Origin of the sequence: Streptomyces millisiae (genome assembly GCF_031845425.1) — a bacterium.
Lineage (GTDB): Bacteria > Actinomycetota > Actinomycetes > Streptomycetales > Streptomycetaceae > Streptomyces > Streptomyces millisiae.
Genome location: NZ_JAVREM010000019.1, coordinates 1 through 20,652 on the forward strand (window position 1 = coordinate 1; position 20,652 = coordinate 20,652).

General features: G+C 73.4%; 18 protein-coding genes. 5 read left to right on the forward strand and 13 right to left on the reverse strand.

Translation table 11 applies throughout. From position 1 onward, the window contains the following. Window positions 1–162: 162 nt before the first annotated feature. Both RNC47_RS16360 and RNC47_RS16365 read left to right on the forward strand, forming a co-directional pair. Window positions 163–1,356, forward strand: a complete 1,194-nt coding sequence (locus tag RNC47_RS16360; RefSeq protein WP_311599485.1) for a glycosyltransferase — start codon at window positions 163–165, stop codon at window positions 1,354–1,356. Between the two features lie 89 nt (window positions 1,357–1,445). Next, window positions 1,446–2,282 carry a hypothetical protein gene (locus RNC47_RS16365; protein WP_311599486.1) on the forward strand — a complete coding sequence of 279 codons (837 nt, stop codon included), beginning with the start codon at window positions 1,446–1,448 and terminating at the stop codon, window positions 2,280–2,282. A gap of 39 nt (window positions 2,283–2,321) precedes the next feature. On the opposite strand, the gene RNC47_RS16370 is transcribed toward RNC47_RS16365, so the two are convergent. The 3 genes from RNC47_RS16370 to RNC47_RS16380 are packed head-to-tail and all read right to left on the reverse strand — an operon-like array spanning window position 2,322 to window position 5,099. Beyond that, window positions 2,322–3,500: a ferric reductase-like transmembrane domain-containing protein gene (locus RNC47_RS16370; protein WP_311599488.1), complete on the reverse strand. Its 1,179-nt coding sequence runs from the start codon at window positions 3,498–3,500 to the stop codon at window positions 2,322–2,324. After that, a complete protein-coding gene (locus RNC47_RS16375) occupies window positions 3,497–4,381 on the reverse strand; it encodes an FAD:protein FMN transferase (RefSeq protein WP_311599490.1) in 885 nt (294 codons plus the stop codon). Before RNC47_RS16375 ends, RNC47_RS16370 begins: the two co-directional genes overlap by 4 nt. Window positions 4,382–4,391: 10 nt before the next feature. Further along, window positions 4,392–5,099: a DUF2271 domain-containing protein gene (locus RNC47_RS16380; protein ID WP_311599492.1), complete on the reverse strand. Its 708-nt coding sequence runs from the start codon at window positions 5,097–5,099 to the stop codon at window positions 4,392–4,394. A gap of 162 nt (window positions 5,100–5,261) precedes the next feature. On the opposite strand from RNC47_RS16380, the gene RNC47_RS16385 reads away from it, so the two are divergent. Further along, window positions 5,262–5,693, forward strand: a complete 432-nt coding sequence (locus RNC47_RS16385; protein WP_311599494.1) for a MarR family winged helix-turn-helix transcriptional regulator — start codon at window positions 5,262–5,264, stop codon at window positions 5,691–5,693. Window positions 5,694–5,715: 22 nt separating this feature from the next. Here RNC47_RS16385 and RNC47_RS16390 read toward each other — a convergent pair whose 3' ends face one another. The 5 genes from RNC47_RS16390 to RNC47_RS16410 form a co-directional block, all read right to left on the reverse strand. Further along, window positions 5,716–6,705: a cyclase family protein gene (locus RNC47_RS16390; RefSeq protein ID WP_311599495.1), complete on the reverse strand. Its 990-nt coding sequence runs from the start codon at window positions 6,703–6,705 to the stop codon at window positions 5,716–5,718. Between the two features lie 29 nt (window positions 6,706–6,734). After that, entirely contained in the window at window positions 6,735–8,168 is a 1,434-nt protein-coding gene (locus RNC47_RS16395) for an MFS transporter (RefSeq protein ID WP_311599496.1), read from the reverse strand. A 73-nt stretch (window positions 8,169–8,241) separates the two neighbouring features. Beyond that, the gene (locus RNC47_RS16400) at window positions 8,242–9,282 is read right to left on the reverse strand and encodes a 3-oxoacyl-ACP synthase III family protein (protein WP_311599497.1); all 1,041 of its coding nucleotides are present in this window, start codon (window positions 9,280–9,282) and stop codon (window positions 8,242–8,244) included. Next, window positions 9,279–9,965, reverse strand: coding sequence for an HAD family hydrolase (locus tag RNC47_RS16405; protein WP_311599499.1), 687 nt, complete (start codon window positions 9,963–9,965; stop codon window positions 9,279–9,281). The genes RNC47_RS16400 and RNC47_RS16405 overlap by 4 nt, the downstream gene beginning before the upstream one ends. A gap of 41 nt (window positions 9,966–10,006) precedes the next feature. Continuing rightward, complete coding sequence (locus tag RNC47_RS16410; RefSeq protein ID WP_311599501.1) at window positions 10,007–11,131, reverse strand: ScbA/BarX family gamma-butyrolactone biosynthesis protein; 1,125 nt, start codon at window positions 11,129–11,131, stop codon at window positions 10,007–10,009. Between the two features lie 312 nt (window positions 11,132–11,443). On the opposite strand from RNC47_RS16410, the gene RNC47_RS16415 reads away from it, so the two are divergent. Further along, entirely contained in the window at window positions 11,444–13,111 is a 1,668-nt protein-coding gene (locus RNC47_RS16415; protein WP_311599503.1) for an FAD-dependent monooxygenase, read from the forward strand. A gap of 112 nt (window positions 13,112–13,223) precedes the next feature. On the opposite strand, the gene RNC47_RS16420 is transcribed toward RNC47_RS16415, so the two are convergent. From RNC47_RS16420 to RNC47_RS16430, 3 genes are all read right to left on the reverse strand, one after another. Continuing rightward, complete coding sequence (locus tag RNC47_RS16420) at window positions 13,224–14,465, reverse strand: AMP-binding protein (RefSeq protein ID WP_311599505.1); 1,242 nt, start codon at window positions 14,463–14,465, stop codon at window positions 13,224–13,226. Between the two features lie 305 nt (window positions 14,466–14,770). Next, window positions 14,771–15,211 carry a MarR family winged helix-turn-helix transcriptional regulator gene (locus tag RNC47_RS16425; protein WP_311599507.1) on the reverse strand — a complete coding sequence of 147 codons (441 nt, stop codon included), beginning with the start codon at window positions 15,209–15,211 and terminating at the stop codon, window positions 14,771–14,773. Window positions 15,212–15,403: 192 nt separating this feature from the next. After that, entirely contained in the window at window positions 15,404–16,090 is a 687-nt protein-coding gene (locus RNC47_RS16430) for an alpha/beta fold hydrolase (protein ID WP_311599509.1), read from the reverse strand. Between the two features lie 121 nt (window positions 16,091–16,211). Between RNC47_RS16430 and RNC47_RS16435 the strand changes: the two genes are divergently transcribed. Beyond that, a complete protein-coding gene (locus tag RNC47_RS16435) occupies window positions 16,212–17,168 on the forward strand; it encodes a helix-turn-helix transcriptional regulator (protein ID WP_311599511.1) in 957 nt (318 codons plus the stop codon). Between the two features lie 8 nt (window positions 17,169–17,176). On the opposite strand, the gene RNC47_RS16440 is transcribed toward RNC47_RS16435, so the two are convergent. Continuing rightward, window positions 17,177–19,336: a glycoside hydrolase family 127 protein gene (locus tag RNC47_RS16440; RefSeq protein ID WP_311599513.1), complete on the reverse strand. Its 2,160-nt coding sequence runs from the start codon at window positions 19,334–19,336 to the stop codon at window positions 17,177–17,179. A gap of 34 nt (window positions 19,337–19,370) precedes the next feature. Then, entirely contained in the window at window positions 19,371–20,555 is a 1,185-nt protein-coding gene (locus RNC47_RS16445) for a M6 family metalloprotease domain-containing protein (protein ID WP_311599515.1), read from the reverse strand. Between the last annotated feature and the right edge of the window lie 97 nt (window positions 20,556–20,652).

Here is a 20,652-nt window from a genome sequence, read left to right on the forward strand (position 1 = left end):
TGAGCGCTTCGCGGCGTGCCGGGACACGCCGGACCGCGTCGCCCGATCGGATTGTCCTGGGGTGGGAGGGGGATCTTCCGGGCGTCGCCGGGCCAGGTTCGTATCGCCGTTGCCGGAGAGCGATACGGAGGCCGATCACCGATGCGGGTCATGTGTACGACGATGGGCAGCCCCTCCCACGGGCGGGCCCAGCTTCCGCTGCTGCGCGCCCTGGCCGCCGCCGGGCACGAGGTGCTGGTGGTCACCGACGAGGTGTTGGCCCCGGTGTTCCGGGAGGACGACGTCCGGGTGGTGACGCGCATGCCGGCCCTCGATCCCGGCGGGTGGGTCGAGCGGTACCGGGGCGGCGGGGGCCAGCCGCCGGACGGTGATCCCGAGGTGTTCCAACGCGGCCTGATGCCGGCCCTGTTCCGCGGCATGACGCGCGAGGGCGCGGCCGACTCCTACGCGGCCGTGCTGCCGGTCGCCGAGGAGTTCCGGCCCGACCTGATCCTGCGGGACGGCATGGACCTCGGCGCCTGTCTGGTCGGTGAGCGGCTCGGCGTGCCCCAACTGCCCACCCCGTCCGGGACCACCAACGTCCTCAACCCCGCCAAGATCCTCGGTCCGCTCAACGCCACCCGGGAGGAGGTCGGGCTGCCCGTCAGGGACGACCCGCTGTCGCTCCTGCCGTACGGGCGGATCGACCACGTGCCGCCGGCGCTGTCCTTCGCCCGGTACCTGGAGCCGTCGCCGCTCGCCTACCGGCAGACCGTGGACGTGGCGCGCGGCGCCGCGCTCCCGGCGTGGGTCGCGGAGTTGGGGAGCGACCGCCCGCTGGTCTTCGCGGCCCTCGGCACCGTGCTGCCGGCGACGTGCGAGCGGGCCTCCTCCCCCGCGCCGCCCGTCCTGTTCCCGGACGCGCGGGAGACGCTGCGCACCATGGCCGAGGCCGTCGCGCGGCTCGACGACTGCGTCGTGGTGCTGGCGACCGGGGGCGTCGACGCGGGGCCGGGAGAGCCGCCGCCGCATGTCCACGTCGTCGAACGGATCCCGCAGCCGCTGCTGTTGGAGGCGGTGGACGTCTTCCTCACGCACGGCGGCTTCAACAGCGTCCGGGAGTCGCTGCGGACCGCGACGCCGATGGTGGTGCTGCCGCAGTTCGCCGACCAGTACCCGAACGCCAGGCGGGTCGAGGAGTTGGGCCTCGGCCGGTGCGTGACCACGCGCACCCCGGAGGGGGTCGCCGCCGACTGCCGCGCCGTGCTGGCGGACCGGCGGATCGCGGCCCGGGCGCGGCGGGCGCGGCTCGCGATGCTGACGCTGCCACCGGTCGAGAACGCGGTCGCGGATCTGGTGAAGATCGTGACGGGTTGAGCCGGCGGTACAACAAAACGACCCCCCGGGTCGTCATACGGGTGACAGGAGCATTCACTCAGATGTCATCTTCATGAGGGGGATCGTTCATGCGAGGACGTATCGGACGGTGGGGCGTGGCCGCGGGGGTGGCCGGCGTGGCGTCGCTGTTTCCGCTGGCCGGAGCAGCCCAGGCGGCCGAGGTGCCGGCGCGCTTTCCGAGCGAGGTGGCCGAGGGCTTCGACGGCGAGTGCGTCGGGTCCAACGGCGAGCGCCCGCGGATCGGTTGGGAGGTGCTGGACGCGCCGGAGGTGCTGGTGCCGGGCGAGTGGGCCGAGTTCTCCTTCCGCGCGGTCAACGAGGGCGCCGAGCCGCTGACCGACCTGCTGGTCTACGCCGACCTGTGGCGGGCGGAGTACCCCGAGCACACGCCACCGGAGGACCGCTGGGGCTACTCGTTCCAGTGGTACGCGCCCACCGGTTGGAGCGAGATCCCGTTCGAGTCCGACGGCTGGGCGGGGCACTTCGCCGGCGTGGAGACGCTGGAGCCGGGCGACTGGCTCGAGCCCCGGGTGCGGATCCGGCTCGACGAGCGGGCCGAGGGCTCGATGATCAGCACGCTGCGCGCGACGACCGTCACCTCCGGGGGGCTGTGCTCCAGGTCCGAGGAGACCGCCACCATCACCTACGACGTGGCCGAGCCGGAGCCCGAGCCGACGCCGACCGAGCCGGCGCCGACCGAGCCCGAGCCCACGCCCACCGAGCCGGCGCCGGAGCCGACGCCGAGCGAGCCGACGCCGACCCGGCCGTCGGCCACGCCGGACGACAGCCCGCAGTTGGCCGAGACCGGCTCCGGGGGCGCGCTCCCGGCCGTCGGCGCCGTGGGCGCGCTCGCCGTCGCCGCGGGCGGCGGCGTCCTGCTGGCCCGGCGCCGCGGGCGCGCCTGAGCGGGGGACCGTGGGGGCGGCCGGCCGCCCCCACGGCGTTCAGCAGTCGAAGTGCTCCGTGAAGAGCTGGTCGCGCCCGACCCCCTCGGCCCGCAGGCCGCCGACCGTGGACTCCACGAAGCCCGGGCTGCCGCAGACGAAGTAGCGGGCGCGCGGCACCAAGGGGCGCTCCTCCGTGTAGCGGGGGCCGAGGCGGTCGCGCAGCTCGTCGCGGAAGACGGCCTCCGCCGGGGAGGAGACGACGTGCAGCAGGGACATGTGCGGGCCGGCGTGCCGGCGGACCAGGTCGACGAACGGGGTGATCCCGATGCCGCCGGCGATGAGGACGGCGGGCCGGTCGTCGAGCCTGGCCTGCCGGGTGAACCTGCCGTAGGGGCCGTCGAGGCGCAGCACCGCGCCCGGTTCGAGGCCGTCGAGCCGGGCGGTGAACGGGCCGGCGCGCTTGACGGCGAAGGTCAGCGTGCCGTCCTCGCCGTGGCCCACGACGCTGAACGGGTGCGCCCGGGACAGCGGTCCCAGGCGGAGGTAGCAGAACTGTCCCGGCGCCGGGTGGCGGGCGCGGCGGTTCCCGAGCGGGGCGAGCGTGTACTGGGTGACGGTGGGCGAGAGCCGGTCCCGCGCGACGAGGCGGTAGCGGTGCGACCACAGCGGCACCGCGAGGCGCCAGGCGACCAGCAGCGCGAGGCAGCCGGCCAGCGCCAGCCAGTAGGCGCGCAGCCAGGGCAGCTCGGCCAGGAACGTGCCGATGCCGTGGGCGTGCAGGAACACCAGGCCGGTCAGCGGATAGGACACGTAGTGGACGTGCCGCCAGAGGCGGTGCCGGACCGCGCCCCGCAGCAGGGTGCTGGTGAGCCACAGCGCCAGGAAGAGCAGCAGGGCGACGCGGCCGTAGGAGGTGTAGCTGGACTCGACCCAGGAGAAGTCGAGCAGCACCAGGTAGGTCGGGTCCTGGCGGTTGGCGATGGTCTCCAGCAGCGGGTGCAGCAGCACCAGGAACGCGCCGCAGCCGCCGAGCCAGCGGTGCAGCGCGACGACGCGCAGCCGGTCGCGGCAGAGGCGTTCGGAGATCTGCCGGGTGCCGAGCACCACCTGCCACCACAGGGCGAGCGCGCCGCCGAGGCCGACGAGGTTGGCGGCGTCCCCGACGTCGTCGGTGCGGCCGAGCAGGGCGAGGAAGGGCAGGGCCGTCAGGAGCATGACGGCGGTCAGTCGGGTCACGCGGCTCGCTCCAGGGGGAGTTCCGGCGAGTGGCGGACGGCTCCTTCGCGGTCCACGGTGAGCCAGCCGGCGGTCGGGTCCCGCTCCGCCAGCCAGCCGGGGCCCTCGGCGGTGCCGAGGATGACGAGGCAGGTGGCGTGGACCTCGGCCGTGGCCAGGTTCCGGGCCAGCACGGTGGCCTGGAGGCAGTCCGAGTCGGCCGGCTCGCCGGTGCGCGGGTCGATGACGTGGTGCAGCCGGCCGCCGGTGGCGCTGGGCCAGCTGCGGCGCACCACGCTGCTGGTCGCGACGGCGGCGGAGCGGGGCAGTTCCAGCACGCCGACGGGTTCCCGGCGCAGCGGGTGCTCGACGCCGACCCGCCAGGGCGGGTCGGCCGGGCCGCGCCAGGCCACCAGGTCGCCGCCGGCGTCGATGAGTCCGCGCCCGCAGCGCAGGGCGTCGGCGGCCGCCTGCACGCTCCAGCCCTTGACGAACCCGCCGAGGTCGACCGCCACCCCGGCGGGCAGCCGGACGGTGCCGTGCTCGTGGTCGAGGTGGACCCGGGGCCGTGCGGTGGAGTCGGTCGCGGCGGGGCGGGGTGCCGGGTCCGCCACGCCGACGGAGTCGAAGTCGACCGCGTATCCGAGGCGGGCCAACTCGGCGCCGAGGAAGGGGCTGAAGAGGCCGCCGGTGCGTTCCTGGTGGGCGCACGCCTCGGCCAGGACGAGCAGGAACAGGTCCGAGACGGCGACCCGGCCGCCGGCGTTGGCGCGGGAGACGTCGCTGTCGGTCCTGAACCTGCTGAAGACCGCCTCGACCTGGCGGAGCCAGCCGAGCACGGCCGCCGTCTCGCCCGGCGGGAGGACGGTGAGCAGTTCGGTGCCCATCACGCGCTCGCGCACCGCGCGCACGTCAGGAACCGCGGGTGAAGGTCGTGACGGTCCCCGGGTCGAGCGGCTCGCCCGGGGTGAAGCTGGCCCGGACGTCCTCGACCAGGACGGGCTCCTCGCGGGTCTCCTCCGGCAGGTACTCGACCTCGGCGCGGGAGGTGCTGGCGACGGTGCCGAGCTCGATCGTGCCGGTGTGGAGCACGCGTCGCTCCCACAGCACGTTGCCCTCGACGCGGTAGGTGTAGCGGCCGGGGCGGACCGGGACGCCGTCGCGGTCGGTGCCGTCCCAGTAGAGGGTGTGCTCGCCGTCGTCCTGGGCGGGGCGGCTGGCCGACTCGATCTCCTCGGTCGAGGCGTCCGCCCAGCCGGCGGTCTGCCGCCAGCGGGGCAGGGACTCGGGGCGGCGGTCGTAGCCGCCGTTCGCGGTGAAGCTGGTCGCGAAGAGGGTGCGGACGTAGGCGCCGTCCGCGTCCTCGATCCAGACCGCGATCTGGTTGCTGGCGTGGGTCGGTATGCGGTGGAGCCGGTAGGAGACGCGGACCAGGCCGAGGCTCTCGGCGGTCTCCGGCAGCAGCGCCGTGGTCGCCGGGGCCGGCCGCTCCCCGGCCTCCCCGGCCGCGACGGCGGCCGGCGGGTCGGGCAGTTGGTGGAGGTAGGTGCCGGTCGCGGTGGCCGCGACGCCGGTGATGACCACGATCGGCACGATCACCCGACTCGTGCGGTCCGGCATGGGCCCTCCCTCAACGTCCTGCTGACTGTTCGCTATCTTATGGTCGCAGGAATACGTATATCAGTACGTCTTTTCAGAGCATTTACCATGCGCAGCACCACCCATGGGCCCGCACGGGCACATACTGACGGCCATGCAAGGTCCCCTGACGCAGGAATCATCGTGACCGATCTCCCGGTCGATGAACGCATCGGCCATCACGTCAAGCGCGCGGAGCAGCACCTCATCGCCGCCAAGCACTCCGCCGTACAGGAGTTCGGCCTGACAGTCTCCCAGTACACCGTGCTGCTGGTGCTGTCGACCGAGCCCGGGCTCACCGGGGCTGGCCTGGCCCGCCGCTGCCTGGTGACGCCGCAGACCATGTCCGCCGTGCTGAACACCATGGAGCGGGTGGGCCTGGTCGAGCGACTGCCCCACCCGACCCACCAGCACGTGCTGGAGACCCGGCTCACCCCGCTGGGGAAGGGCCGGCTCCGCAAGGCGGACAGGGCGGCGGTCGCCGTGGAGCAGCGGCTGAGCAAGCTGTTCACCCCGGAGGAACGCGAGTCGTTCCTGGAGTATCTCGGCCGCTGCTCCGCGGCGTTGGAGAACTGACTCCCCCGCGGCCGCCAGGCGGTCAGACGAGCGCGAGCGCCCTGATCTGGCCGCCGAAGCCGCCGCGGTGCTTGGGGGCGCCGACGATCAGCGTGGCGCCGTTGTCGGGCGCCGAGTCGAGCGCCGCCAGGTTCTCGATCCCGTACTTGCCCGCGGGCAGCAGCGTCTGGTGGGTCAGCGGAACGGCCGCCGCGCCGCCGTCGAGGCTGCTGGTGTCGGTGCCCGCGCCGACCACGTTCCGCTCCTGGACCAGGAACGCGGCCGCCTCCGGGCTGATGCCGGGGAAGTGGAAGACCCCGCTGGAGTCCTCGTTGAGGAAGGCGCCCGGGGTGTCGACCCGGCGCCACCAGCCGGAGTCCACCGCGACGAACGACCGGGCCGGCAGCCGCCCGTACCGGCTCTCCCACTTCCGGATGTCGTTCACCGTGAGGCGGGCGTCGTGGTCCCGAGAGGCGCGGTCGGCGATCCGGATCACCACGAGCGGGACCACGAGCAGCTCGGCGGAGAGCTGTTCGAGCGTGGGCGCGCCGGGGCTGAAGTGCCCGGGGACGTCGATGTGCGTGCCGGAGTGCTCGTTGACCGTGAGCTGGTTGGCGTTGAAACCGTCGACGTCGAGGAACTTGATCTGCTCGATCTCGGGCTGCTCGACGAGCTTGTAGACGACGGGGAAGTCCTCCCCCAGCTCGTGCGTCAGGTCGACGACCCGCGGCGAGCGCCCGCTCGGGCCGGCGCCCCGGCCCGTCGCGGTCGCCGCGCTGGCGACGCCGCCGAGCGCCGTGGTGGCGGCGATGCCGGCGCCGCCGATCGCGGACATCCGGAACAGCGCGCGCCGCCCGACCCGCCGCCCGGGGGCGGCGGCGACGAGCTCCGCGCCGCCCTCCTCGGGCCCGTGCTCCTCGTGCTCCTCGGGCGGCTCGGGGTGGGCGCGCTCCGCCACCACCGCGCCGTGGACGTGCGGCGGCGTGACGTGCGCGGGCATGTGGACCTGACGCATCAGGGCTGGACTGCACATGGGCTTTCCTTCGCTGTGACGGGTGCGGGCTACGACTGGAGGGCCGGCTCGGGGACCGGCTCGGCGGTGGGTTGGGACAGCAGCCGCCACACGACGGCGGCTCCGGCGGCGGAGAGCCCGGCCACCGCCCACAGGACGACGGCGAGGGCTCCGGTGTAGTCGGCGGCGAGCCCCTCGACGGCCTCGCCACGCAGCAGGGCGGCCGCCGACTCCTCGCCGACCCTGCCGTGCAGGAACGTCGACAGCGCGGCGCCCACGGCGGCGATGCCGACCGCCTCGCTGGTGAGCCGGACCGTGTTGAACAGACCGGCCGCCATGCCGCTCCGTCCCGGGTCGACCACCGAGACGGCGGTGCCGTCCAGGACGGCGAGCGAGAAGCCGAAGCCGGCGCCCACCAGGGCGACGGCGGCGGGGTTGAAGCCGGTGGTGAGCCAGGCGGCGCCCAGGCCCTGCGCCACCAGGGAGAGCATGAGGATGGTGCGGGGCGCGAGCCGGGCGGCGATGAGCCCGGCGAACATGGGCACCACCAGGGCGGGGATGGTCATGATCGCCAGCGACAGGCCGATCTGGCCCGAGTCGGCGCCCTCCACCGACTCCAGGTACGGCGGCAGCACCACGAGCAGGGCGACGAAGCCGAAGGCCAGCACGGTCGGCACCACACAGACGGCCGCGAACCTGGGCACGGCGAGCAGCGAGACGTCGAACAGCGGCTCGGGGCGGCGCCGTTCGACGGCGCCGAACGCCCCGAGCAGCCCGACCGCGGCGGCCACGGCGGCCAGCACCAGGGGGTCGGTCCAGCCCCGTTGCTGGACCTCGACCAGGGCGAAGATCAGCGCGGAGAGGCCGGCGGTGAAGGTGATGCCGCCGGCCCAGTCGACGTCGCCGTCCGGGCCGCGGGACTCCCGCACCACCATGGGGCTGACCAGCAGCACCACGGTCGCCACCGCCGCGATCACGGCGAACAGCGTCCGCCAGCCGCCCAGGGCGATCAGCCCGCCGCCGATCAGCGGGCCGAGCGCGAGTCCCAGGCCGATGCCGGTGCCCAGCATGGCGAAGACCCGGGCCCGCCGGGGTCCGGTGTAGGCGTCGGCGAGGATCGCGCTGCCCGAGGTCATGACGCTGGCCGCGCCGGCGCCGGCGAGCGCCCTGGCCAGGTCCACCACGGCCACCGAGGGGCCGGCCGCGGCCAGGAAGAGCGCCGCCGCGAAGGTGGTGAGGCCGGCGAGGAAGACCCGGCGCCGGCCGATCCGGTCGGCCAGCGAACCGGTGACGGCCATGAACGCGGCGAAGGTCAGCATGTAGGCGTTGGCCACCCACTGGGTCGCCGCGACGCCGCTGCCGAACTCGGAGCCGACCTCCGGCGCGGCCAGCGCGCCGCCGGTCAGCGAGATGGGCAGCAGCGCGGCGGCCAGGCACACCACGGCCGCCACCGGCCATGGCTCACGGGCGGATTCGGACGTCATGAGGTCAACCCCTCACGGGCGGGCATAAGACTTCTTACGGACATGAGACACCTTGTGTTCGTGCGGACCCGCGTCACGTGCTCTGCAGTTCGCGTACCGGCCGCGCGTGCCGGGTCCTGCCCCAGCTGACCAGGGCGGAGCCGATCGCCATCCCGCCGCCGAACGCGGAGAGCAACACCACGTCCCCCTCGGCGAGTTCGCCGCCCCGGTGCACGGCGTCCAGGGCGATGGGCACGGAGGCCGCGCCGGTGTTGCCGTGCAGCTCGACGGTGAGCTGGAGTTCGGCGTTGATGAGTTTCAGCTCGGGCCACACCTCGCGCAGCATCACGCCGTTCGCCTGGTGCGGGACGAAGTGCCGCACCGCGTCGGCGCCGATCCCGGCGTCCGCCAGCAGCTTGTGCACCGCCTTGGGCAGGTTCTCCTGCACGAAGCTCCGCACCCCGCGGCCGTCCATCTGGAAGAAGTGCGCGCCCTGTTCGACGGTGTCGGCGGTGGCCGGCATCCGGCTGCCGCCGGCCGGCACCCCGATGAGCCGGTGCTGGTCGCCGCGGCTGACCAGGCTGGTCGCCAGGATGCCGCTGCCGTCGCCCTCCGTGGTCCGGCCGAGCACCACGGCGCCGGCGCCGTCCCCGAAGAGGATGGCCGTCCTGCGGTCCGAGTAGTCGAGAATGCGGGAGTAGATGTCGGCGCCGATCACCAGGCCGTACCTGGCCTCGGTCGCCGGCTCGGTGCGCAGCACCCGCTCCACCAGGGACAGCGCGTAGACGAAGCCGCTGCACACGGCGTTGACGTCGAACGCCACCGCGTTGACGGCGCCGATCAGGTGCTGGACGAAGCTGGCCGTCGGCGGCTGCGGCTGGTCGGGCGTGGAGGTGGCCAGGACGATGTACGCCACCTCGTGCGGCAGCACCCCGGCCTGCCGCAGCGCCCGTTCGGCCGCCGCCGCGGCCAGGTCGGAGGTGGCCTGGTGGTCCTGGGCCCTGCGCCGCTCGCGGATCCCGGTCTTCCGGATGATCCACTCGTCGGTGACGCCGGCGCCGTTGCCGATCTCCTCGTTGGTCACGACCACGCTGGGCAGCATCGATCCGGTGCCCAGGATTCCTATGGCGCTCATGCGGTCTCCAGTTCTCCGAACGGCACGTCGTCCACGGGAAGGCGTCGCCAACCCGCTTCCCGCGCATGGGCGTTCAGCGCGGGATCGGCGCCCACGACCACCGGGTGCCCCACTGCGCCCAGGAGGTCGAGATCGCTGATGTGGTCCCCGTACGCGGTGCAGTCGGCGAGGTCCACGCCCCGCACGGCGGCCGCGACGCGCACGGCCCGCCCCTTGGCGGCGCCGATCATCGGCACGAGCACCTCCCCGGTGAGGCGCCCCCGGCGGATCACGGGCCGAGTGCCGATCGCCCACTCGGCCCCGGTCGCCTCCGCGATCGGGTCGAGGCAGGCAAAGAAGGAACCGGAGATCAGCACGAGCGGCTCGCCCGCCGCGGCGTGCGCGTCGAGGGCGTGCCGCGTCTCGGGGACGAAGAGCCCCCGCTCCGACTCGTGCGCGAACCAGTCCTTGCCGACGGCCGCCAGCCGGTCGGCCTCCTCGCCCGCGTAGAAGCGGTAGTACCTGCGGTTGATCTCCTGGCGCGGCACGCCGCTGTCGGCCCCGCGCCGTATCTCGCCGAGCAACCGGTCGTACGTGCCGGCCGGTTCGCCACGGCGTGACAGGTAGAACTCCAGGAACCGGAACATGCTCTTGATCCGGATCACGGTCTCGTCGACGTCCGAGAACACCATCGAATTCGGCATCTGCTTCTCCCCTTCCGCGCTTCTGCCTCGTTGGTTGGTCGTCAGCCGAGCGAGACCCGGGTGAGGGTGAGGTTGACGGCGCACAGCAGCTCGTCCCGCTGCCGCGCCTCCACCCGCACCGGCAGCTGCTCCAGCGCGGCGCCCCCGCCGTTCCAGAGCGACTCCTCGCCGGACTCCGGGAGTTCGAGCAGGCCGCCCTGCGTGTAGTAGACCCCCGGGTCGGTCGGCTCGGAGGGGATCCGCACCCGCTCGTTCGCCTCCGCCGTCAGGACCGTCTCGTCCTCCAGCTCGCCGAAGCGGGTGAAGTGGACGTCGATGTCCGTCGGGAAGACCTTCGCGGCGGACATCCCGCACACGTCGAGGGCGGTGAAGAGCGCGAGCTGGCGGGCGCCCTCGGTGATCACCATCCCCGGCAGGTGGTCCTGCGGGTGGTCGAACATGCTGGGGTGGTCGGCCGGGGTGCGCAGCCCCGCGTGGCCGGTCGCGCCCGTGGTGGCCGCGTCGACCAGGACGACGTTCTGCGCCGCGTGCCGTCCCACCAGGTGCGGCGGCACGGGGGTGCCGGGGGTGACGTGCGGGAGGGTGGCGGACGACGGCAGGGCGCGGCCGCCGCGGTTGTTCAGCCGGAGCGTCAGGTAGTCGGTGGGCGTCTTGAAGCGGAGGCCCATCTCCGAGGTGCCGACGACCGTGTCGTCGACCCACAGCTCGATCGCGTAGTCCAGCCCGGTGACCCGGCCGTCCCGCTCCTTGCGGTTGACCACCCGGACCCGCATCACCAGCGGGAGCGGCGCCGGGCCGACCACCAGCGAGGGCAGGTGCGTCAGGGTCAGCCGCAGGTGGGTCAGGATGAACTTGTCGTCCTCGGCGACGCCGTAGAAGCGGTGCGCGCCGGCGAGGTTGGCCTGCCGGCAGGCCTCCAGGAGCAGCAGCGGGTCGTGGAAGCTGGGGCGCAGCTGGTGGTCCCCGTAGTAGGCGTGCGACCGCGGCAGTTGGGCTGCCGCCGCGTAGCTCTCGTCGTCGATCCGCCGGAGGTCGGTGAGGAAGACCTCGCCCAACGCGTCCCGGTGGACCAGGAGTCGGTCCACCGTGCGGCTGAAGTCGAGATCGAGGTCGTCCGGCGGGGTCGCCGCCGACGGTTGCCGGCGGGTGAACGAGGTGGTGCTCATGACGTGCGACCTTTCTGTCCGGGGTAGTCCTTCACCACTGGTACTGGCCGTACTTGGTTTGAGCAGGGTGATCCCGGGGCGACGTCAAGGCGCCGAGGCAGCGCGTGGCCCCGGCTGGTCGAGCCGTTCGCTGCGCCGCTGTTCCCCGTTTTCCGCCCGGTCCGCGTCGACCGGGCCGACGATCAGGCCCCCTGCCTCGACGTTGGTCGGACGTCGAAGCGCTCCCTAGCCTCAGGGGTCGATACGTCATATGATCGCGTACGACCATAAGAGATCTGATGGTCGTCGTCAATCGGATAGGAGTCACGGGGCATGTCAAGCGCTGATGAGACACCGCACGGCGACACACCGGAGAAGGAGTACGACGTCCTGATCGTCGGCGGCGGGCCGGTCGGCATGATGGCCGCCTGCGAACTGCTGCGCCGCGACGTCCGGGTGCGGGTCATCGACCGCGCGCCCGAGCCCTCGCCCTTCCCCAAGGCGCTGCTGATGTGGCCGCGCAGCCTCGACCTCTTCGAGGACCTGGAGGCGCTGGACGAGCTGCGCGCGGCCGGCCTCGCGATCAACGCCTTCAGCTACTTCTCGGACCGTCAGCGCCTGGCGACCTTCGACTTCCCCGCACCGCTGGTCCCGGTGTGCCTGCCGCAGAACGAGACCGAGCGGATCCTGCGCGGCGCCCTGGAACGCCTGGGCGGCACCGTGGAGCGCGGGGTGCGGCTGCTCAACTTCGACGGCCTCGACTTCTCCGGCCGGATCGACGGCGTGTCGGGCCCCACCGCCATCCTCGAGCACGCCGACGGCCGGATCGAGCGCACCAGGGCCCCGTTCGTGATCGGGGCCGACGGCGCCGGCAGCACGGTCCGCAGCCTCATCGGCACCGGATTCACCGGCTCCACCTACGAGTCGGCCTTCGCGCTCGTCGACGCGCACATCGAGGGCTCGCTCCCCGAGGACCAGGCCCTCTACTACCAGTCGCCGGCCGGCGCGCTGGTCATCGTGGCGCTCCCGGACGGCGTCTTCCGCTTCTTCAGCAGCCTGACCCCGGGCGAGCCGGTGAGCGTGGCGAGCATGCAGCGCATCGTGGACGAACGCGGCCCGCGGGGCGTGCGAATCACGGACCCGGTCTGGGAGAGCGTCTTCCGGGTGCACGCGCGGCACGCCAACGACTTCCAGCTGGGCCGGGTGTTCATCGCCGGCGACGCCGCGCACATCCACAGCCCGGCCGGCGGTCAGGGCCTCAACACCGGCATGCAGGACGCCCACAACCTGGCCTGGAAGCTGGCCGCGGTCATCCACGGCGAGGCGCCCGCCGAGCTGCTGCGCAGCTACGGCCCGGAACGCGCGGCCGTGGCGCGGCAGGTGGTCAGGGACACCGACATCCAGACGCGGGCCTGGATGGTGAAGCGGCGCTCCGAGGTGGTCGTCCGCGACGCCGCGTTCCGGATCGGGGACCGCACCGGGGCGATGTCCCGCTTCTACGCGCCGGTGATGGCCGGCCGCCGCATCGCCTACCCGCCGGTGCGCGACACCCAGCGCCCCGGCGGCCGCCAGTCGTCCTGCCGCCTGCTCGGCCGGCTCCCGGGACGGGTGCGGATCGGCGCCGTCTTCCCCCGGGAGCTGGCGGTGTCGCTCGGCATCGCGGGGCCCGACGCGGACCCGATGGGCTGGAGCCTGGTCGCGGTCGCCGAGGCCGGCGCGGCCGCCTGGCACGCGCGGCTCGACGCGGTGGTGTCGGAGCGGAAGCGGCTCGGCCTGGTCGAACTGCCGGCCCACACGGCGCGTCGGGTCACCGGCTGCGGGAAGCAGGGGTACTACCTGGTCCGCCCCGACGGTCATATCGCGGCGCACGGGCACTCGGGAGACGTGGACCGGCTGCGGACCGAACTGACCGTCCTGCTCGGGGAGCCGGACGCCTCGCGGAAGACGCTGTCCGGGGCCGCGGCCCACGGCCGCGTCACGGCCCGGCCGTTGACGGCCTGAACCGGGCCGGTGTCCACCGGCCGCCCTCCCGCGACAGCGAGAGGCGGCTCACCGCGCCGAACCGGCACGACCGTGAGCCGCGTACCCCCGTACGCACGCCGACGTGTCGGCGTCACCCTGCTTCTTCGACCACCAGCGCCGGCGGCTCGCCCGAGCCGTCGTCGGCCAACCTGTCCACCGCGACCACCTGGAACCCCTCGGCGTGCTCGGCGGCCCTGGGGTCCAGGGCCAGGTGGCCGCTCAGCGCCTGGAACCTGATCCACTCGCGCGTGTAGTGGTCGTCCGGCACCCCGTCCGCGAGGACGACTCTTAACTCCAGGGTCCCCGTGGTCTCGTCGCCGCCCTCGGCGGTGACGACCGCCACCTGGGCGGCGGTCACCTCGCCGGTCTCCAGGGCGAGATCCACCAGCTCCCGGGCCCGGATCGGCCGGCCCTGGTAGGCGACGGCGGGGGCGATCCGGCCGAGCACCCGGATCGCCCGCCCGGGACGCCCGCACCCGCAGTCCGCCGACTCCCCGCGGTCGCCGATGAGATAACGGATCAGCGGCGGCGCCCGGTGCACCCCGGTCGTGGTGACCAGGATCCGGCCACCGTCGATCTCGGCGTACTGGTGCGGCAGCAGGTGGAAGACCCCCTCGGCGCAGCCGGGGCCGCGATGGCCGACCATCCAGGCCTCGGTCGAGCCGTAGAGCTGCCAGACCTCGACGTCCGGCAGCCGCTCGGCGATCTCCCGCTGCGGCGTGGGGTCGTGGAACGCGCCGCCGATCAGCAGCTTCCGCAGCCACGGCAGCGGATGGCCGGCCGCGACGTGCCGCAACAGCCGGCCGAGGATGTCGGGCGGGGCGGCGATCACGTTCACCCCGTACTCGGCGCAGAAGCCGAGCCAGCGGTCGAACTGGCCCTCCTGGACGTCGCCGACGGAGAGCGCGGAGGCGCCGGCGTGGGTGGCGAGCCGGTTGTAGAAGCAGTGGGTGGGGAACGTCCGCCCGGCCGGGAAGAAGTTGGCCAGCACGTCGCCGGGGTTCAGGGCGCCCCAGGAACCGTGGATCTCCTCCACGAACATGCCCTGGGGCAACAGGCTCATGCTGGGTCTCGCCAGGGTGCCGCCGCCCACGTAGATGACCGAGCCGTCGTCCGGGCCCCGGTCGCGTAGCAGTTCACCGGTCGCGACCGACAACTCGTGCGGCGTCAGCACCGGCAGGTTTTCGAGGGACAACGGCTGCTGCGGGTCGAGGTTGTCGAGGTACTTGCGGTGGAGCGAGGGGATACGCCGCGCCCCACGAAGGATCAACCGTAGGTGGGTGGTCGATATCTCCGCCTGGGATTCCCTGGGTGGGTGCTTCGTGGACGACATTCTCTTAAGACCTCCACCACTGACGAACGGGCGGACCGGCAGCAACGGCCCCTCACAGCTATGGAGAAGATACCCCTCGGGTGGCTGGATTTGGTTTCCGATAGGTGCATCTTGTGCGCGGCTGGCGAATCGCGCGAGGAAACATCCAGCGCCATGTTGCAAAACGGAGATCTACCGTCCGGTTTCCCCCGGGTGAGGCCGTTGGAATTCCGTCATGGCCTCGATACCCGACGGTTTAGGTCCGTACCACTTCACGGGCCCGTTCACGCCGCGCGGCGGAAGCCCGCCTGGTCACACGGGGGCGGCTAGCCGGCCGACCCGTCACCGAGTGCTTCCAGACATCGGTCCAATTGCGTGAGGAAAAGCTCCGCCTCCGGCGCCGTGAAGGCATTGGTCAGTTTCTGTTCGACTTCGGTGACCGCCGCGTCGGCGCGGTTGAGCAGCGTGCGCCCGGCCCGGGTGAGCCGGCTCTCCAGGACGTGCTGGTGCACGGGATGGGGCTTGCGCTCCACCAGACCCCGGCTCTCCAGCGTGGCGAGGACCGAGGACATGGTCTGCGGCGTGACCATGCACCGGCGAGCGAGCGCCGCACCGGAGAGCCCGGCCTCCTGGCCCAGCGCGAGCAGCACGTTGTACTGCGGCACGCTGACCTTGAACGGCCGCAGCGCCGAGTGCTTCGCCGAGACCAGCTCCTGCTCGACCCTCTTGATGCGGTGGCCGATGCGCTCGTTAACAGTAGGGGGCATATCAACCACGCTATGTAGATGGTTTCCCGTCGGACAAGACCGCGTGCGACCGGTGCCGGATGCCAGGGAATGGGTGCATGTGGGATGGGGCTTCAGGTAAGGATAAGGCAAAGAGTATCAACGGCAATGCCGCCCGCCCTGGGCGGACGCCCACGGACGGACGGCGCTCCCCCTCGCGCGGCCGACGGCCCGTCAGGCCGCGTCGGCCACCTCCGCGAGCAGCCGGGCGAACTCGCGCGGCCTGCTGAACATGGGCCAGTGGCCGGAGTCGAGGTCGACCATCTCCAGGCGCTCGACCCGGGTCAGCTCCGGGATCTCGCCGGCGTCGATCCACCCCCTGGCCTGGGCGGGCGTGTACTCGGGGCAGACGAGCGTCACCGGCACCCCGAACCGGCGCTCGTCCGTCAGCCGCACCACCCCGGTGGCCACCCCCGCGGGGACGGGGATCGCGCGGGACGCGAAGCGCCGCCTGGCCGCCTCGTCCAGGTCGGCGGCGTCGGGCCCCTCGAAGGGCGCCCAGCCGGGGAAGGGCATGGCGCCGTCCCGGATCTCGAAGAAGTCGGCGTAGGGCCGCCCGTCGGCGGCCGGGAAGCCGCCGACCAGGACCACGCGGGCGATCCGCTCCGGGCGCGCGTCGGCGGCCAGCCAGGCCAGCGTGCAGGCGGCGGAGTGCCCCACCACGACGGGCCGTTCGGCCGCGGCGTCCACCGCGGCCAGCACCGCCGCCAGCTGGTCGTCCAGCGTGGCGGACGGGGCGCCGTCCCCCTGCCCGGGGAGGGTGAGCGGCACGGGCCGGTGCCCGAGCGCCCGCGACTCGGCGGCGACCTCGTCCCAGGCGGACCCGTCCAGCCACAGTCCTCCGATCAGCAGGATGTCCATGATCCTTCTCCGTTCTCCCGCGCGGTCGGCCGGCCGCCGAACGCGATCGCGCACGTCACCCTAGGACCGATTCCGGACGATCCACTTCCGGTATGCGACGGAACCGCCTAGGTTTGCCCCCGTGCCGATCGAGACCAGCCCCACCGCCCGGGCCCTGCGCGTCCTGGAGCTGCTCCAGACCCGTCCCGGTACCACCGCGGACCAACTCGCCCGGCGCCTGGGCGTCAGTGAGCGCGCCGCGCGGCGGTACGTCGGGATCCTGCGGGAGGCCGGCATACCGGTCCAGTCGAGCCGGGGACCGCACGGCGGGTACCGGCTCGGGCGCGGCACCAGGCTGCCCCCGATCGTCTTCACACAGGCCGAGGCGCTGGGTCTGGTCATGGCCGTGCTCGACGGGCAGCCGGCCGCCGTCGACGGCGGCGACCCGGTCGGCGCCGCCCTGGACAAGGTCGTCCAGGCCCTGCCCGAGACCGTCGGACGGCAGGCGGCCGCGCTGCGCGCCGGCGCCTCGGCCACGCCCGACCGGCACGCGGCCCGCCCGGACCCCGCCACCACCAGCGCCCTCGTCGCCGCCGTCGCCGCCCGCCGCCGGGTGCTGGTCGGCTACCGCGCCGAGTCGGGCGACGAGTGGACGGCGGAGGTGGACCCCTGGGCGGTCGTGGTCCGCCACGGGCGCTGGTACCTGCTGTGCCACTCCCACCGCGCGGACGCGGTCCGCACCTACCGCGTCGACCGGGTCCGCGCCGTCACGCGGACCACGCACGCGTTCGAGCCGCCCGCCGACCTGGACCCGGTGGCGGTCCTGGAGGAACACCTGGGCACCGGCTGGGAGTTCCCCACCCGCGTGGTGTTCGCCGACCCGCCCGAGCGGGTGGCGCCCTGGATCCGGCCGCCCATGGGGCGCCTCGAACCGTCGGGCACCGGCTGCGTGCTCGTGGGCAGCACCGGCAACCCGACGATGTACGCGCAGGAGTGGCTGGCGAACGTGCCGCTCGACTTCCGCGTCGCGGGCGGACCCGAACTGCGCGCCGCGGTCGCGGCCCTCGCCGCGCGCCTGACCGCCTCGCTCGGCGACTAGCGCGACGGCTACGCCGCCAGGTCGGCGCGTTCGGCCGCCGCCAGCACGGCGGCCCGTTCGGCGGTGTCGAGGCGGCCCGCCGCCCGCCACTCGTCCGCGACCGCGCGCGCCGCCCGCAGGAACGCCGGCCGGTCGCGGAACGGGGCCCGGGACCAGAGCCGGTCCAGGTACGTCGTCCCGTCCGGGGCGGCGCGGTTCGGCACCCCGGAGTCGGCGGCGCGGAAGGCGATGACCGGCTCGGAGCGGCGGAAGTAGGCGTGGTACGGGGCCTCGTCGCCGATGTGGAAGGGGGCGAGGGTGCGGCCGTCCAGGGTGAAGTGCCCCGGCGCGCCGGCCGGCCGGACCACCGCCGCCAGGTCGCCGTCCAGGGCGAGCCGCGGGTAGAGCGAGTGCTCGACCAGCTCGGTCGCCGCGTCCCGCGCCACCAGCAGCACCGGGCCGTGGAACAGCGCCTGCACCGTGGGGTCGTCGGGCGTCGCCTCGACGCGCAGCGGGTACGGCGTCCGGACACGCACCACGTCCCCGCGCCGCCAGGTCCTGCGCAGGCTCACATACGTCCCGGGCCGGGCGTCGAGGCGCTGCCGCACCCCGTTGACGGTGACGGTGCAGCCACGGGTGGCCCAGTGCGGGACGCGCAGCCGCAGGTCGAGCCGGCCGCCGCCCTCGCGCACCGTCAGCACGCGGTCGCCCTCGTGGGGGAAGTCGCTCTCCATCGCGAGGAGGAGCCCCTTCTCGGCCCAGTCCAGGGTGGCGGCCACGTACAGGTTGACGTACAGCGCCTCCCCGTCGGCCGAGCGCAGGAAGACCGTCTCCTGGTACTTGGTGTGGTTCTCCATGCCGGTGCCGCCGCAGCAGGTGCCGGTGTTGCCGAAGCCGCGGCGGACGCCGGGGCCCATGCCGACGAAGTAGGTCACCTGCGGGTCGCGGGTGGAGGGACGGTCCAGGCGGGAGGCGAGGATCTGGTTGGTCAGCGCCCGCTCGTAGTAGTCCAGGTACGCCGGGTCCGCGTCGTGGAGGAACAGGTACCGGCTGAGCTTCAGCATGTTGTACGCGGCGCACGTCTCGGCGTTGTCGGCGTCGAGGGTGGCGGCGACGGCGTTCCTGGCGCGGAACATCTCGCCCTGTCCGGTGCCGCCGAGCGCGTAGGTGCGGGGGCCGACGACCATGCCCCAGAAGTTCCGCGCGGCCGTCAGGTAGTCGGCGTCGCCGGTCTCGTCGTACAGCCGGACGTAGCCGGAGAACTGGGGGATGTGCTGGTTGGCGTGCTTGCCGTCGAGGGTGTCGCGGTTCTCGACGCAGGCCGTGAGCAGCGCGGTGTTGTCGAAGAGCCGGGCGGTGGCGAGGTGTTCCGGCCGGCCGGTGAGCGTGTACAGGTCGGTCAGCACCTCGTTCATCCCGCCGTACTCGCCGGCTATGTAGATGCCCCACATCCGCTCCAGCTGCTCGCGCGGCAGCCGGCTCAGCCTGCTGTGCGCCCAGTCGGCCATGCCGGAGACGATCGCCAGCGCCTCCTCGTCGCCGCCGAGGACGTGCGCGTCGAGCAGCCCGCGCATGATCTTGTGGCAGGTGTAGTAGGGCGCCCAGATGGTGGGGTAGGTGGTGTAGCTCTCCAGCAGGACGAACTGGGTCTCCGGGTAGGCCGCGAGGTAGCCGGGGTGGCTCGGGGGGTCGTCGGAGGCGGCGAGCGCGGCCTGACACTCGCCGAGCGCGGAGACGAGGTAGCGGAGCTTCTCGTGGAGCGCCGGCTCGCGGGTGTCGGCGTACGCCTGGGCGACGAGGGTGAGGAAGTGGCCCGCGTAGTGGCCCCTGAGGTTGCCGTCGGCGGTCTCCCAACCGCCGGGCGGGGTGGCGCCCTTGGTGTCGAGTCCGGCGTTGGCGCGGAAGACGGCGAGGATCCGGTCGGCGGGGTAGGCGCGGGCGTAGTCGAGCATCAGGTCGCGCTTGGCCCGGAAGACGCCTTCGTCCAGCGACACCTGGTCGAGCCGGAACGGGTGGACGCGCCAACTGTCCGGGATCGGGAGGGGACTGGCGCTGACGCTGGCGTTGGCGGCGGCGGGGGCGGCGGTGGTGGCGGTGGCGGTGGCGGTCCAGGGGGTGAGCTGCGGCAGCGCGGCGGCGCCGGCCGCGGCGAGGCCGAGCACCGTGCGGCGTGACGGCGGTCTGGTCATGGGGGTCCCACCTTTCGGCTGGTGTGCTTCGGGTTCAGGACGGGTCGACCGTGACCCGGAGGTCGTCGCCGCGCGCCCGCTCGAACGAGAGGACCGCGCCGGTGGACGGCTCGGTCCAGGACGTGCCGGGCCGGAACGCGGCGTCGTCGAGGCCGTCGGGCGAGCCGGGCGTGGCGTCCACCACCCGGATCGGTCCCCGTCCGGTGCGCACGCTCGTGTCGACGGTGTAGACGAGGGCGCCCGGGGTGAGGATCTCCCGGTCGTACCCGATGGCCTGGCGGTTCTCGACCACCACGGCCCTGGTCGCGGAGAGCGGCAGGACCAGCGTCGCGTCGGCGGAGGGGCGGGCGGTGGTGGTGGACTCCGCCACCGGCACGAGCGTCGCGGTCGTCGAGCCGCGCGCCGGCGCGCAGACCACCTGCCGGTCCGCCAGCCAGCCGAGTTGCCAGCGCTGCCAGGCGAAGTACTCGGGCGCCTGTCCTGAGATCAGCCCCATCAGGTCCCAACCACCCACGGCGGCATGCCAGTTGGTGGGGTCGTCGGGCGGCGCCTCGAACAGGTAGAGGTCGGGGAGACCGAGGGTGTGCCCGGTCTCGTGGGCAAGCACCAGGCCGCCCCAACGCCACTGGTCGTACCCGAAGGTGACGGCGTGCGTGAGGTGGTTGCCGTCGGCCGTCACGTCGAGGTGGTTGGTGGTGGGCGAGAAGCTGATGTTCTCCGCCTCCTCGGTGGCGACCACCCAGACCACGTCGGTGTTCGAGAAGTCGAACCCGTCGTCGGCGGCCCGCACCGCGTCCCCGAGGTACCGGACGTGGTCCTCGTAGCTCAGGCCCCGGTCGAAGGGGTAGGACGTCGACGGCTCGGGCATCCGCACCCAGCCGTCCGAGCCGGTGACCTCGATGTCGAGCTCGCCGCCCGAGAGGTCCTCCAGGTACTCGACCCCGGAGCGCAGGTTCGCCTCCGCCTTGAGTAGCGAGCCGCGGGGGGCGGGGTGGTCCTCGAAGTCCACGAAGACCATCGCCGCCCTGAGCGTCCCGACGGCGGGCAGGGCCTGCTCGTCGACGGGGAAGCCGGAGCCCAGGTCGTCGGTCGCGGCCGGCAGCCGGCACCGCGCGGCGTTCGGTTCGGCGGCCGAGGTGGCGGGCGCCGCGGCGAGGCCGGTGACGAGGAGGGCGGTGATCGCCAGTATCGCCGGCGCGGCCGTTCGTCGTTCCTGCAACGTTCTCTCCTCTGTTCTGCGTGACGCGACGTGAGGACGGGGACCGTGCGGATTGAGCGGGTGTCACGTGTGATATTGCACAGCGACTCGGAGGCTG